Source organism: Paenibacillus sp. PsM32 (assembly GCF_030433815.1).
Lineage (GTDB): Bacteria > Bacillota > Bacilli > Paenibacillales > Paenibacillaceae > Saccharibacillus > Saccharibacillus kyungheensis.
In genome coordinates this window covers 127,114-141,679 of sequence record NZ_JARUWY010000008.1, presented here as the reverse complement: position 1 = coordinate 141,679, position 14,566 = coordinate 127,114, and the positions used below count along the sequence as shown (strand labels likewise).

Genomic DNA, 14,566 nt, shown 5'->3' with positions numbered 1-14,566 from the left:
AAGCTTGAGCCTATTTTGAAAAAATGTCTTTATCCGAGCATGAAATGACTAGCTAGATCCTTATTTAAGTATAGATAACTATATCTAAGGCAACAAGCGGATAAAGTTTGGGTTTTGGGGAATTTTTTTAAGTAAGGATACTGTATAGCTAGCGAAATATATGACATACCTATACATACCAAAAAGACATACCAAAAAGCCCTTTCCCTGATTACACTGGAAAGGACTTCTGGTTTCACGTTCGTATACCCTTTTTACTGACTATGGTTGTTATTCTATCTATTTTCATAAAGAGGAGGATTAGACACAAGAGACTTGACGACGACCTTGTTCGATCAGACGATACGCACGATCTACTTCAGCTTCGGTTGGCGAAGGAACCCCATCCAGCGGATAGATGCGTCCCAGCGCTTCCCATTTGTAGATGCCCATCTGATGATAAGGTAAAATTTCGAACTTCTCTACTCCTTTTAATGTACCGATAAATTCGCCTAAAGCGATCAAATCTTCTTCAGCATCATTAATTCCCGGTACAAATACATGGCGTATCCACATTTTGCGTCCATTGTCAGACAGCCATTGTGCAGTGTGTAGAGTGCGTTCATTCGATACACCAGTCAATTTTTTGTGCTTTTCATTGTTAATATGCTTAATATCTAGCATGACTAGGTCTGTGACTTCAAGCAGTTCATGGATTTTACCAGGTTCGTTGAATCCATTACTATCGAGTGTTGTACTGAGATTCCAACGTTCTTTGACTGCTTTGAACAATTCTCTAACAAAAGGAGCTTGTAACGTTGGTTCGCCGCCGGATACAGTCAATCCTCCACCAGAAGAACGGTAGTAACTCAAGTAAGGTTCGATTTCAGCTAGCACTTCTTCTAGCTCCATCACTTTACCTCCGTCCAAGTTCCATGTATCAGGGTTATGACAGTATTGGCATTTCATCAGACAACCCTGCATAAATAGTACAAATCGTATGCCCGGGCCATCGACGGTACCGAACGTTTCTAGCGAGTGAACACGGCCTTTTACCATGATCAATCACCCCTTTCGTCTGAGTTGATGTATATAAGTTATGTGAAAATGTATCGCTCTAGTATGCTCCGTTACGTCAATAGATTATTTTTACGATCGCTGTTAAGATCGGATATCTGGAATGAACTGCTTTCGCAGTCGATATCCGAATCTTAAAGGCGAACGCTTCGCTTCTTCAAAATAATTCTATAGCCTTCACTCAGCAGATGGAGTTACATTTTCAGATATAACTTATATCATTCATTGTTGGTTAGCAGTTAAAAGCTTTGATTACTTTGGTTAGTTTTATTGCTTTATTATTTTAAAAAATTTGTATTACATTGATCCGTGGAATGTGCGGTTGATGACATCCATTTGTTGTTCACGAGTCAATTTCACAAAGTTAACAGCATATCCAGATACACGGATTGTTAATTGTGGGTAGTTTTCTGGGTGTTCCATAGCGTCTAGTAGTTGTTCACGAGCAAACACGTTCACGTTCAAGTGATGAGCGTTGCTACCAAAGTATCCGTCTAGCATAGATACAAGGTTTGATTTACGGATTTCTTCTTCTTTACCTAATGCTTTTGGTACGATAGAGAATGTGTTAGAAATACCATCTAAGCTATCTTCGTATGGTAATTTAGCAACAGAACTTAGAGAAGCAAGTGCACCTTTTGTATCTCTTCCGTGCATAGGGTTAGCACCTGGTGCGAATGGTTCGCCAGCTTTACGTCCATCTGGTGTTGTACCTGTTTTTTTACCGTACACTACGTTAGAAGTGATTGTTAGTACTGATTGTGTTGGTGTTGCACCACGGTATGCTTTGTTTTTGCGAATCATACCCATAAATGTTTCTACCAATTCAACAGCAATTTGATCGACTTTATCATCGTTATTACCGTAGCAAGGATATTCGCCTTCAATTTTGAAGTCTACAGCAATACCACGTTCGTCACGGATAGGTGTTACTTTTGCATATTTGATAGCACTCAATGAGTCAGCTGCTACAGATAGACCAGCAATACCACAAGCCATTGTACGTAAGATATCACGATCATGTAATGCCATTTCGATACGTTCGTAGCTATATTTGTCATGCATGTAATGGATAACGTTCAATGTGTTCATGTACAATTTGCCTAACCATTCCATCATTGCTTTGAAGCGTTTCATGACTTCGTCATATTCAAGCACTTCAGAAGTAATTGCAGGATATTCAGGTCCTACTTGAACGCCTGATTTCTCGTCACGTCCACCGTTGATTGCATATAATAATGCTTTGGCAAGGTTAGCACGAGCACCGAAGAACTGCATTTGTTTACCGATACGCATAGCGGATACACAGCAAGCAATACCGTAATCATCGCCATAGATCGGACGCATAAGATCATCGTTTTCGTATTGGATAGAACTTGTTTCGATTGAAACTTTAGCACAGAATTTTTTGAAAGCTTCTGGCAATTGTTCTGACCACAATACAGTCAAGTTAGGTTCTGGTGCAGGTCCCAAGTTGTATAATGTATGCAAGAAACGGAAGCTGTTTTTAGTTACTAATGTTTTGCCGTCTACAGCCATACCACCGATAGATTCTGTAACCCAAGTAGGGTCACCACTGAACAATTCGTTGTAGTCTGGAGTACGCAAGAATTTAACGATACGCAATTTCATTACAAAATGGTCTACCAATTCTTGAGCTTGTTGTTCTGTTAATGTGCCTTCTTTTACATCACGTTCGATATAGATATCAAGGAAAGAAGATACACGTCCTAGAGACATCGCTGCACCATTTTGTTCTTTGATTGCTGCAAGGTAACCGAAGTATACCCATTGGAACGCTTCTTTAGCTGTTTGTGCAGGTTTGGAAATATCGAAGCCATGCATTTCAGCCATTTTTTTCAATTCGCCTAGAGCACGAATTTGTTCAGATACTTCTTCACGAAGACGAATAACTTCTTCATCAATTACATCAACTTCCATGTCATTCAAATCTTGTTTTCTTTCGTTGATCAAGAAGTCTACACCGTACAATGCTACGCGGCGATAGTCACCGATAATACGTCCACGACCGTAAGCATCTGGCAAACCTGTAATGATACCTGCTTTACGTGCTGCTCTCATATCGGAAGTATAAGCATCAAATACACCCTGGTTATGCGTTTTACGAATATTAGTGAAGATATCAATGATTTGTTCTGGTACTTCAAAGCCATACGCTTTACAAGCATCGATCATCATTTTGATACCACCGAACGGTTGAAGCGAACGACGGAAAGGAGCATCTGTTTGAACACCGACGATTTGTTCTTTGTCTTTGTCCAAGTATCCAGGACCATGTGAAGTGATAGTAGAAGGTGTTGCAGCATCTACATCCCATACTCCGCCACGTTCGATCTCTTCTTTAGATAGTTTAGAAATAATATCCCACAAGTCTTTTGTATTTGAAGTAGGGCCAGCTAGGAATGTTTCGTTTCCTTGATATGCGCTAATGTTTTGCTCAATAAAATCACGAGTATCTACATGTTTTGCCCATTTACCTGATTTGAAATTGCGCCATGCATCTTTTTTTAAATTATCCTGTACATTTCTTTCGATAACTGACATTGATAATCCCTCCATTATTGTGAATAAAATCACAAAAGCGTTTAAGCTAATGCTTGTCTCGCCTGTACGATACCGGAAGCTGTTATTTTCTCCCTCCGGCTATGTCTTTATTATGATGTAATTCATAAGCAGAGTATGTGACATTTATCACAAAATCGCATTTTTATTATGATTTTTATCACATTCTGTATCTATAACAGTTTTCAAAAATAACTATTACAGATATTCAGAAATCCTTTTACAGCATAAGCGAGCAACTAATTATGCTGTAAACACAGTAACATCAATCTACTAATACAAAAATATACATAAGATTTTGCAACAAATAACTGTAGCATAATACCGGAATATACGACTTCTAACAACGAAATATATCACACTATTTCTGTATTATTCTATCTACGCACTATAGAATAATGTTGGACATTGCATCACTCCTCTCTACGAATAAAAGAACGACTCTCATTAGTTCTGCTCATATCGCAAACTAGGAGATCGTTCTTTTGTATGAGATGAATTTCCATATTTGCTTTATTTTTTATTTTCAATAGCGTATCTTGAGAGTCTATTTTTAGAGATACCATTTAAATAAGAAGAAAAAAAGGATCATCTCCAACGACTCTGCTATAAAAGCATTTGTGGAGTGATCCTTTTTTCAATCTACATGATTACTATTTCAAAAGTATACTTATTCAAATCTACCGTAGAATGCGTTGCGGTATACATCAGCTAGTTCAGTCACTAAAGGTAATTTAGGATTCGCTGTTGTACATTGATCTTCAAATGCACGGTCAGCAAGGTAATCGACACGAGATTCAAAGTCTTTTGCATCAAAGCCCAAAGCTTCAAATGTTTCTGGAATACCTAATTTACGGTTCAAGTCACGAATAGCATTGATCAAGCTGTTTACGCCCTCTTCAGTTGTACGTGCTGGCAATCCTAGGATGCGTGCAATTTCAGCATAACGTTCGTGAGCGATAAAGTGAGAATATTTAGGGAACGATGCGAATTTAGTTGGTTTTTTTGCATTGTAGCGGATAACGTGTGGCAACAAGATCGCATTGGTACGACCATGTGCTGTATGGTATTGTCCACCCCATTTGTGTGCCAAGCTATGGTTAATACCTAAGAATGCATTCGCAAATGCCATACCTGCAATCGTAGAAGCATTATGCATTTTTTCACGAGCCAGTTTGTCGCCTGTTAGAGCAGACTGTTCTAGATATTGGAATACCAATTGAATCGCTTTGATTGCTAGTCCATCGGTAAAGTCACTTGCCATTACAGATACATAAGCTTCAATCGCATGAGTCAATACGTCCATACCTGTATCAGCTACAGCTACGCGAGGTAAAGAGTATACAAATTCAGGATCGATAATCGCTACGTCTGGTGTTAACTCATAATCAGCCAAAGGATATTTAGTGTTGCCTTTTTCTTTATCTGTAATAACCGCGAACGATGTTACTTCAGAACCTGTACCCGAAGTTGTAGGAATAGCTACGAATTGTGCTTTTTGTCCCAAATGTGGGTATTTGTAAATCCGTTTGCGGATATCCATGAATTTTTGTTTTAAGTTATCAAATTCAGTATCAGGGTATTCGTAGAACATCCACATGCCTTTAGCAGCATCCATAGGTGATCCACCACCAAGAGCGATAATGCAGTCAGGTTGGAAACGTTCCATCATTTGACGACCACGTTCAACTGTAGCTGTAGATGGATCTGGTTCTACATCAGAGAATACTTCAACAACCACTGGAGTCTGACGTTGACGCAAGTAATGTTGTACTTTTTCTACATAACCAAGTTGTACCATCATCGCATCTGTTACGATCACAACACGGCTAATATCAGGCATTTTAGCAAGGTATTGAGTTGCACCTTTTTCAAAATAAACTTTAGAAGGTATTTTGAACCATTGCATATTCACAGTACGACGAGCCACCCTTTTCACATTAATCAGATTCACTGCACTTACATTAGAAGAAGTAGAGTTACGACCATAAGATCCACAGCCTAGTGTTAGAGATGGTAAGTTAGTATTGTAAAGGTCACCGATAGCTCCGTGTGTAGAAGGAGAGTTCACGATAATACGTCCAGTTTGTAGACGGTTAGCGAATTTTTGAATAACTTCATCATTATTAGAATGGATAGCTGAAGAGTGACCCATACCGCCAAATTCTACGATTTGTGCAGCACGTTCAATCCCTTGATCCGCATTTTTAACTCTATAGCAAGCCAACACAGGGCTTAATTTTTCAGCAGATAATGGGAATTTAGTACCGACACCTTCCAGTTCAGCAACCAATATTTTGGTGTCTGCTGGAACAGTAATTCCACAAAGTTCAGCAATTTTTACAGCAGATTGTCCTACAATAGAAGGATTCACTGCACATTTATCTGTATTCATTGCACCGTTTGTTAATTTGCCTGCTTCTTCTTTTGTTACAAAGTAGCAACCGTTATCGATCATTAATTTTTTCACTTTTTCATAGACAGGTTCTTCAATAACTACAGCCTGTTCAGAAGCACAGATCATACCATTATCAAACGATTTGGAAAGAATTAAGTCATTAACAGCTTGTTGTAGATCAGCACTTTTCTCGATAAAAGCAGGAACGTTACCAGGACCTACGCCAAGTGCAGGTTTACCACAGCTATATGCTGCTTTAACCATTGCGCCACCACCAGTAGCTAAGATCATGGCTACATCAGGATGGTTCATCAAAGCGTTTGTTTTGTCCATTGAAGGAGCATCAATCCACTGGATACAATCTGCAGGTGCACCATGTTTTACAGCCGCTTCAAGCAAAATGCGAGCTGCTTCTTTACTACAATTCTGTGCAGATGGATGGAAGCCGAAAATGATAGGGTTACGTGTTTTAATTGAAATTAATGATTTGAACATCGTTGTTGATGTTGGATTCGTTACAGGTGTAATCCCCATGATGATTCCGACAGGTTCAGCGATTTTTTGGAAGCTTTCATAATCATTGTCTTCAATAACACCGACTGTTTTATCATTTTTGATGCTGTGGTATATATATTCAGTAGCAAACATGTTTTTGATAATTTTATCTTCATATACACCTCTACCTGTTTCTTCAACAGCCAGTTTAGCAAGATACATATGTTGATCCAGACCAGCTAACGCCATTGCTTGTACGATGTTATCAATTTGTTCTTGATTCATATTCATAAATGCAGCGTGCGCTTTGTTAGCTTTATCAATTAATTTTTGAATTTCTTCCTGTGCACTCAATTCCACGTTGCGACTAGCATCATTTTTTACAGCCATTTCTCTCATCCTCCTCAGAATGTGTATTGCTTTTGTCTACGCACTGATCATAGCATAGAGACATAAATCATAATGTGATATTTTTCACAATCAATTTTTATTTTTTAAATTTATTCTATTTCATTTTTTCCTTTTGCATTTTAATATAAAAAGATGTATGATAATAGTGAAATTAATCACAAAGTATGAAGAAGCTTTTCTTCATTTGTAAGTCATTATTGTTACTATATAATGTAGAATTTAACTAATCATTTAATTTCCAATTTTTTTCCTAAAATGTTATGCATTATGATTAATTTCACGTATAATTGAAATAAAGGGGCGAATAATAATGAACAAGTCTTTAGAAGAAACTCAACCACGTCATAATACAGCATGCTTTTCGGAAATTAATCAGGAACGATTACTTAACCATTCTACAGAACGTAGTATCGCAGCAGGATCTCATTTATTCTGGGAAGGCGATTTATCCGATAAATTATATTTCCTTAAAAGTGGACGCGTTAAATTAACGAAATCAACCGATGAAGGTAAAGAATTGATTCTATATATGTATCAAGCAGGAGATATGATCGGTCAAGCTGACCCATTCTCTGGTACACGCCTTGGATTTACAGCAGAAGCAATAGAAGATACAGAAGTTGCTGTGATCGAACATAAAGAATTAGAATTAATGATCTGTCAGTATTGCGACTTTGCAATCGACTTTATGAAATGGATGGGAACGCATCACCGTCTGACTCAGACTAAAGTGCGTGACTTGATGTTATATGGTAAACCAGGTGCACTCTGCTCTACATTGATTCGTTTAAGCAATACGTATGGTGAAGATTACAATGATAAAGGTTCTATTTTGATTAACAAAAAAATCACGCATACAGACTTATCGAATATGATTGGTGCTACTCGTGAAAGTGTAAACCGGATGCTTAGCGATCTACGTAAAAAAGAAAGTATCGAATATGAACACGGTATGATCATTATCCATGACCTTGAAGCTTTACAAGAAGTATGTCACTGTGAATTATGCCCTAAAGAAATATGCAGAATCTAATGAATATTCAGTATCTTCTATACACTTACCTGTTTAGACAACTAAAGATACCAAAAAAGCTTTCCGTGTGTTACTCATAGCGGAAAGCTTTTTTTGATTCATTCATAGCGTACTATTCTACCCAATGCTCTGCCCAGTTCTGAATCTGCTCCATAACCGGCTTAAGTGCACGACCTTTGTCTGTTAACTCATATTCGATTCGAACAGGAGTCTCTGGATATACCTGACGAATCAGAATTCCACTGCTTTCTAGATCTTTCATTCGTTCAGATAGCATTTTGTCGCTCATCATCGGAATCAGATTAGAAATATCTTTAAAACGTTTAGGACCACTCATTAATGATTGAATAATTAGACCATTCCATCTTTTTCCTAAAAATGAAAACGCGGTCTCAAAACGGGGACATAATCCCAACTGGTGTTGCTCCATGTTCTCTCACCTCTTCAATTGTTCCGAAACACGGGATCGGATAGTCATAAGCTCGTATTTCATCATATTACGATGTTAACTTACGATTAGTTAGTACATATATTTTAGCATATTTTACCTGAAAAGAGAACGAAAACATTACATAATTACAGATTAAAGCTCAATCTTTCAACATTATATTATGATTGTAGCGTTAAATCGATCAATTCTCGCAAAATGACCAGATCTTCTGCAATAATAGTTGTCAATGATCTATTATACAATACTGCCGCAGGATGATACATAGGAAAAATCCAGTATTCCTGTTCTGACCAATGATATCCCTGATCCATATGATCGGCATCGACTTGCTGAATATGACTGCGCCGTGCTTGACCATGAACCTGAGAGACTTGGTATCCTTTGCCTAGTAATCGTTGCAAAGCAATATTGCCAAGCGTAATAATAATTTGCGGTTGTACCGTTTCAATCTCAGTATCCAAAATAGGTGCAAACGCAAATACTTCATACGAAGTCGGCGTACGATTCGATCGGCTTGATCGTTCGGCTGTATGTTTACCTTGAATCATTTTGTCTTTATATGGACGACTACGTACAGCACTTGTAATATATAGATCATTTCTTGTAATATTCAAAGCATCAAAGTAACCGTCTAACACTTTACCTGCTTGTCCACAAAAAGGAATCCCTTTTTCAATCTCATTCGCTCCCGGTGCTTCTCCTACCATCATTAATCCACCCGGAAATTTACCATAACCACCTAAAAATCCTTCTAACCGATGTCCGGCTACTCGCTCCAAACATTCGCTAATTCGTGTTGGCGATAACGGAACATTGCCAATCTGTGATTCTCTTTGTGCTTTAGACATCTATGCACTCCTTTCTATCACTAATCTACATGGTAGAGTGCTTTCATCAGTGTATAATAGCGATCTTGCTGGATAAAATCCCAAAAAAAGTACGCCTGTAGGCTATTAACCATACACGCGCACTTTTGAAAGATTTATTTTCTATGATTAATACTGTCTGGAACTCAGTTTGTTTGGTATAGCTGTTACGCCATTACTTTACTACCAAGTGCACGTGTAGGTTCTGTGCGACCGAATTCAGGACGTGTATTTATTGCAGGATACGCCCAGCGTACAGCGTTAGAGATAATGTGCATAATATCCTGATTGTAATACGTTGGATACGTCTCATGACCTGGACGGAAGTAAAAGACTTTACCATGTCCACGACGATACGTACAACCGCTACGGAATACTTCTCCGCCTTCAAAGTTGCTCAAGTATACCAATTCATCAGGAGCAGGAATATCGAAAAATTCACCATACATTTCTTCTTTATCCAATGTGATTGAAGGGTTAACACCTTGAGCGATAGGATGCGTAGGATTCACACACCATAGAATTTCTTGCTCATCGGCTACACGCCATTTTAGATCACAACTGGTTCCCATTAATTGTTTAAATGGTTTGGAGAAATGCCCTGAATGAAGAACGATTAATCCCATACCTTCATTGACTCTTCTTGCTACCGCTTCTGCAATATCATCATCTACTAATTCGTGAGCTGTATGTCCCCACCATAACATCACATCGGTAGAATTCAACACAGACTCTGTCAAACCATGTTCCGGCTGATCGAGTGTAGCTGTACGGCAGGCAAAGCCTTCCTTCGATAGCCCATCCGCCAGAACAGTATGAATCCCATCAGGATATACTGCTTTGACATCATCACGGATTTTCTCATGTACAAACTCATTCCAGACCGTTACATTAATCATAAAAAACTTCCTCCTCTATATTAGACCCACCACATCTCACCAAGTTCTTCCTCAATCAAAACCTGCTTCAAGTTATGGACAGCTTTTGTGAAACCTTCATTTACTGACATTAGACCATCTTCGTGCTCTATACTTACAACATAATCGTATCCAACTAGACGTAACGTGCTGATAATATCAGCCCATGTTTTGTTATCATGACCAAAGCCTACTGTACGGAACTGCCATGCACGATCTTGCATTTTGGTGTAGTCTTGCATATCTGTTACGCCGTGCATATTAACATTATCGGTATCTACCAGCGTATCTTTAGCATGAAAGTGATGAATTGCATTATTTTTTCCTAAAATTTTAATCGCTTGTACCGGATCAATACCTTGCCACCACATATGACTCGGATCAAGGTTCGCTCCGATCACTTCACCAGCAGCTTCACGCAAGCGTAATAGTGTACCTGGAGTATGCACAGAGAAACCACCATGCAGTTCCAAACCAACTTTTACATTATGATCAGCAGCGAATTTACCATTCTCTGTCCAGTATGGAATGACTTTTTCTTCCCATTGCCATTTCATAAGATCCTGGAAATCATTCGGCCACGGTGCTACAGGCCAGTTCGGGTATTTCGCATCATCACTATCACCCGGACAACCGGAGAATGTATTTACAACCGCTACATCTAACTTCTGTGCCAGTTGAACGGATTTGATAAAGTCTTCATGGGATTCTTTGGCAATCGCTTTTTGCGGATGCAAAGGGTTACCATGACAGCTTAATGCACTAATCGTTAAACCACGAGAATCGATCGCTTGCTTGAATGCTCTAAGCTTACCTTCATCTGCAAGTAATTCGTCAGGCTTACAGTGAACATTACCTGGATTACCGCCAGAACCAAGCTCTACCATTTTAACGCCTTTTTCAGCTACATAATCCAATGCTTCTTCAAAGCTCATATTGTTGAGCAATACCATAAATACGCCTAATTTCATTTGTCCATCCTCCAGCTTCATTCGTTAATTTTATGAATGCAATCTGGTGAACTTATCACTTGAATCTAATCAATAGAGCGAACGGTGAGTTCTGTATTTGTCCTATCAGACAGTTGAGAATAGTGTAAATGCTCTATTATTAAATAATACGTCGAAACATGTCATAAAGTTCACCTAAATTGCGATTTATATCCATTTTAGTACAATTATTAGGATTGAACAGTAAGAGTTAGATTACACGCTTACTTTTCCACCTTTAGCACCGTATGATTTTACCCAGTTGATGCTTTGCTCGATACTTTGCAAAGGCGGTTGTAGGCATGAATCTTGCTCTACGACTAACCACTCTGCTCCTGCTTTTTCAGTAGCATCGGCTATCGCTGCAACAGGCACTTCACCTTCACCAAGTTCAACCGTCTGTGCACCTTTATCCGTGCGTTTGAAATCTTTCCAGTGAACAATCGGTAAGCGTCCAGCGTATTTTTGAATATATTCAATAGGATCATATCCACCATACTGTACCCAGCAACTATCTAATTCAACTTGCAATAGTGATGCAGGCACTTCAGTATACATTGCATCAAATACAGTATGTTCCCCTAATTTTTCAGTAAATTCAAATTCATGGTTGTGATATAACAACACTACATCGTTTTGATTGCACAGTTCTCCAAGCTTACGTAGATTAGCAAAAACTTCTGGCCAGTTACTACGGTGCTCTTCAGACAAGAATGGTACAATAATATAACGATTGCCAATTTCTTTGTTATAATCGATTAAAGACTGTGCATCTTGTAATAATTCTGTATATTGGGTATGAGAACCCACAACTTCAAGGTTGTGTTTTTTGAGTAATTCGTTAATTTGACTAGCAGTACGTCCGTAAAATCCGGCAAATTCAACACCTTGATATCCGAGCGATGCAACTTTAGAAATTGTACCTTCAAAATCTTTTTCTAAATCGTCTCGTACTGTGTATAATTGCAGTCCAACTTTAACCATTGCTCCATTCACTCCCACAATTTATGATAGTTGTATAGGATGATGATATTTAATAGCTGTTACCTTGTCTGTACCCTGCACGACTTTTGATAATCACATGCTTGCCTTCTAATGAAGAGCGTTGGAATGCATGCATCGCTTCAAGTACATGGTATGCTAGTTCACCACTTGCGCGGTGAGGCTGATTGTTGCGAATCGCTGTTACCATTTCGTTCAGACCTTTACCACGTTCATTACGAGTTCCTTCAAATACAGGAGGCACAATCTCAAACTCTTCTGAACCTGCACGTCTCAAGCGAACATCACCATCAAAAAAGTTAGGATCTGGAATATCTAATGTACCTTCTGTACCGTAGATTTCCATCCGAGGCAGTTGAGAGCCTCCTTTAATATCAAAACTGGTGATCATGGTAACGATTGCACTGTTTTCGAAATCGATCGTTCCTGCCAGATGTGTAGGTGTCTGTACACGTAATGGCGTACCTTCTTTGGGACCGCTATGAACATGACGATCAGGAATCTGTATACCGGCTGATGAGCTAATTCTAGTCATCGATCCTAGCAAGCTTGTTAATGCTGTCAAATAGTAAGGTCCCATATCGAACATTGGTCCCCCACCTGGCGCATAGAAAAATTCAGGATCAGGATGCCAGGATTCAGGTCCACCACTCATCATAAAAGCAGAAGCTGCAATCGGTCGACCGATCAATCCATCGTCGATCGCTTTGCGCGCTGTTTCTATGCCTGAGCCGAGAAATGTATCCGGTGCACTGCCTACGCGGCGACCTACTTCTTTGGCTCGTAACAGGGTACGTTGACCATCTTCTAGCGATACTGCAAATGGCTTTTCAGCATAGACATGTTTGCCTGCTGCTAGTGCCGCCAGATTGACTGAAGCATGTGCCGCAGGAATCGTCAGGTTGATAATTAATTCAATATCTTCCTGTTGAAATAATTCCTCCGGGGTGAATGCGTTTGCAATGTTAAATTGTGAAGCTCTTGCTTGAGCCTTCTCAATCACCATATCTGCGCATGCTACCACTTCAACAACTGGACTTGATTGTAAATTTTCTAAATAGATCTCACTGATGTTACCGCATCCGATTAAGCCAGCTTTCATTCGTTCCACAGGTGATCCTCCTTTGGGCATCTGTTTTTCTAGGTGCAGAAAAGCTTTTCCTCTGGTGATAAGTATATCTAGGATTGCCCTGCATAACGACAATCTAGCAATGCTATGATAAACCCTTTATGTATGATGGACTTATACATACCATTGTCCTTTTTTGTTGATGATGTAATCTTGATGTTTTATAAGCTCGTTACAATAGTATTACTATTTGGTTTCAATTAAAATGAATAATATGATTAAAACATGAACTATTTGGTCAAATTTTAAATTTGTTGCTGAAAAGAGGATTTTTAATGGAATTAAGTGGAGAAATTTGTAAAGTTTACACCGCAGGTTATTCGTTTCATCGAAAACCTTTTTATATGAATGAGCCTGAAGGTGTCAAAAGTTACTTATTCCGTTTTCAAACCGAAGGAAACTGTTTGCTCCGTTACAAAGGAGGTATGGATGAAGTCGAAGTAGGTGATCTACATCTGTATGCACCTGATGAACCGTATGAGCTAAAAATTGATTATACGCCTAATGCGGCAGGCTTACCTATGGTAGAAAGCGGCGACTATCATATCTTTTTCGGTGGTGAATGGGCAGACAAATGGTGGAAGCGTACAGAGCGACCTGCTAAAATAAAAATTCCGCTTAGTGATAATATCGTTGATTTATTACGTCAGATTTCGATGGAAAAAAGACGGATCGATGATCCTTATCCTGAGATTTTGTCTTATTATATGAAAATTCTGTGCTTATCGATCGATCGTTATTTATCCGAACAGCCTAGCAGTGGTCCAAAAACCTATTTAGCGTATCAAATCAAAAATTATATTGAGGAAAATGCGTCTACTGCGTTCAAATTAGATGATGTAGCGATGTATGTAGGAATTAGTGTTTCGCGGGCTGTCCACTTGTTCAAAGAAGCATTTGATACAACGATTATGCAATATGCACTTGATGTTCGGCTGAATATGGCACAAGAGCGAATCGTATTTAGTCCAATGCCACTGGAAGAAGTTGCTGAATCTTCCGGGTTTGCAAATTATACGTACTTCCACCGGGTATTCCGTTCTCGCTTTGGCATGTCACCCAAAGAATTTCGGATCTCAAAGCGTGAACATATCACTTAAATAGGTAGCAGTTACGCCAAGATTTTACGGACGAATCATCTATAGGTAGAGAGATTCTTTGATCTAAAGAACCTCTCTTTTTTCATGTATAATAAACAGAATACACATTGTAGATTATTTCATCACTTGATAGATC

General features: G+C 38.9%; 11 protein-coding genes. 2 read left to right on the top strand and 9 right to left on the bottom strand.

Annotation, left to right across the window (positions count from 1 at the left end; all coding sequences use genetic code 11):
- Positions 1–300: 300 nt before the first annotated feature.
- From pflA to adhE, 3 genes are all read right to left on the bottom strand, one after another.
- Positions 301–1,038, bottom strand: coding sequence for a pyruvate formate-lyase-activating protein (pflA, locus tag QCD85_RS16055; RefSeq protein ID WP_273612959.1), 738 nt, complete (start codon positions 1,036–1,038; stop codon positions 301–303).
- Positions 1,039–1,353: 315 nt separating this feature from the next.
- Positions 1,354–3,621: a formate C-acetyltransferase gene (gene pflB, locus QCD85_RS16050; RefSeq protein WP_273612960.1), complete on the bottom strand. Its 2,268-nt coding sequence runs from the start codon at positions 3,619–3,621 to the stop codon at positions 1,354–1,356.
- A 688-nt stretch (positions 3,622–4,309) separates the two neighbouring features.
- A complete protein-coding gene (gene adhE, locus QCD85_RS16045; RefSeq protein WP_273612961.1) occupies positions 4,310–6,922 on the bottom strand; it encodes a bifunctional acetaldehyde-CoA/alcohol dehydrogenase in 2,613 nt (870 codons plus the stop codon).
- Positions 6,923–7,253: 331 nt separating this feature from the next.
- On the opposite strand from adhE, the gene QCD85_RS16040 reads away from it, so the two are divergent.
- Positions 7,254–7,976 (top strand): Crp/Fnr family transcriptional regulator, encoded by a 723-nt coding sequence (locus QCD85_RS16040; protein ID WP_301263212.1) that lies wholly within the window; start codon positions 7,254–7,256, stop codon positions 7,974–7,976.
- 112 nt (positions 7,977–8,088) lie between these two features.
- Here QCD85_RS16040 and QCD85_RS16035 read toward each other — a convergent pair whose 3' ends face one another.
- The 6 genes from QCD85_RS16035 to QCD85_RS16010 form a co-directional block, all read right to left on the bottom strand.
- Positions 8,089–8,406, bottom strand: a complete 318-nt coding sequence (locus QCD85_RS16035; RefSeq protein ID WP_273612963.1) for a winged helix-turn-helix transcriptional regulator — start codon at positions 8,404–8,406, stop codon at positions 8,089–8,091.
- 179 nt (positions 8,407–8,585) lie between these two features.
- Positions 8,586–9,275 carry a uracil-DNA glycosylase gene (locus tag QCD85_RS16030; RefSeq protein WP_301263211.1) on the bottom strand — a complete coding sequence of 230 codons (690 nt, stop codon included), beginning with the start codon at positions 9,273–9,275 and terminating at the stop codon, positions 8,586–8,588.
- A gap of 185 nt (positions 9,276–9,460) precedes the next feature.
- Entirely contained in the window at positions 9,461–10,192 is a 732-nt protein-coding gene (locus tag QCD85_RS16025; RefSeq protein ID WP_273612965.1) for a ThuA domain-containing protein, read from the bottom strand.
- Positions 10,193–10,212: 20 nt separating this feature from the next.
- The gene (locus QCD85_RS16020) at positions 10,213–11,181 is read right to left on the bottom strand and encodes a sugar phosphate isomerase/epimerase family protein (RefSeq protein ID WP_273612966.1); all 969 of its coding nucleotides are present in this window, start codon (positions 11,179–11,181) and stop codon (positions 10,213–10,215) included.
- Between the two features lie 234 nt (positions 11,182–11,415).
- Positions 11,416–12,183, bottom strand: a complete 768-nt coding sequence (locus QCD85_RS16015; RefSeq protein WP_301263210.1) for a sugar phosphate isomerase/epimerase family protein — start codon at positions 12,181–12,183, stop codon at positions 11,416–11,418.
- A gap of 49 nt (positions 12,184–12,232) precedes the next feature.
- Positions 12,233–13,312 (bottom strand): Gfo/Idh/MocA family protein, encoded by a 1,080-nt coding sequence (locus QCD85_RS16010; RefSeq protein ID WP_273612968.1) that lies wholly within the window; start codon positions 13,310–13,312, stop codon positions 12,233–12,235.
- A gap of 293 nt (positions 13,313–13,605) precedes the next feature.
- Between QCD85_RS16010 and QCD85_RS16005 the strand changes: the two genes are divergently transcribed.
- Entirely contained in the window at positions 13,606–14,430 is an 825-nt protein-coding gene (locus tag QCD85_RS16005; RefSeq protein WP_273612969.1) for an AraC family transcriptional regulator, read from the top strand.
- Positions 14,431–14,566: the final 136 nt, after the last annotated feature.

Excerpts from the sequence above, each read along its gene's own strand:
- pflA (WP_273612959.1), bottom strand. The coding sequence starts at position 1,038 with ATGGTAAAAGGCCGTGTTCACTCGCTAGAAACGTTCGGTACCGTCGAT.
- pflB (WP_273612960.1), bottom strand. The coding sequence starts at position 3,621 with ATGTCAGTTATCGAAAGAAATGTACAGGATAATTTAAAAAAAGATGCA.
- adhE (WP_273612961.1), bottom strand. The coding sequence starts at position 6,922 with ATGGCTGTAAAAAATGATGCTAGTCGCAACGTGGAATTGAGTGCACAG.
- QCD85_RS16040 (WP_301263212.1), top strand. The coding sequence starts at position 7,254 with ATGAACAAGTCTTTAGAAGAAACTCAACCACGTCATAATACAGCATGC.
- QCD85_RS16035 (WP_273612963.1), bottom strand. The coding sequence starts at position 8,406 with ATGGAGCAACACCAGTTGGGATTATGTCCCCGTTTTGAGACCGCGTTT.
- QCD85_RS16030 (WP_301263211.1), bottom strand. The coding sequence starts at position 9,275 with ATGTCTAAAGCACAAAGAGAATCACAGATTGGCAATGTTCCGTTATCG.
- QCD85_RS16025 (WP_273612965.1), bottom strand. The coding sequence starts at position 10,192 with ATGATTAATGTAACGGTCTGGAATGAGTTTGTACATGAGAAAATCCGT.
- QCD85_RS16020 (WP_273612966.1), bottom strand. The coding sequence starts at position 11,181 with ATGAAATTAGGCGTATTTATGGTATTGCTCAACAATATGAGCTTTGAA.
- QCD85_RS16015 (WP_301263210.1), bottom strand. The coding sequence starts at position 12,183 with ATGGTTAAAGTTGGACTGCAATTATACACAGTACGAGACGATTTAGAA.
- QCD85_RS16005 (WP_273612969.1), top strand. The coding sequence starts at position 13,606 with ATGGAATTAAGTGGAGAAATTTGTAAAGTTTACACCGCAGGTTATTCG.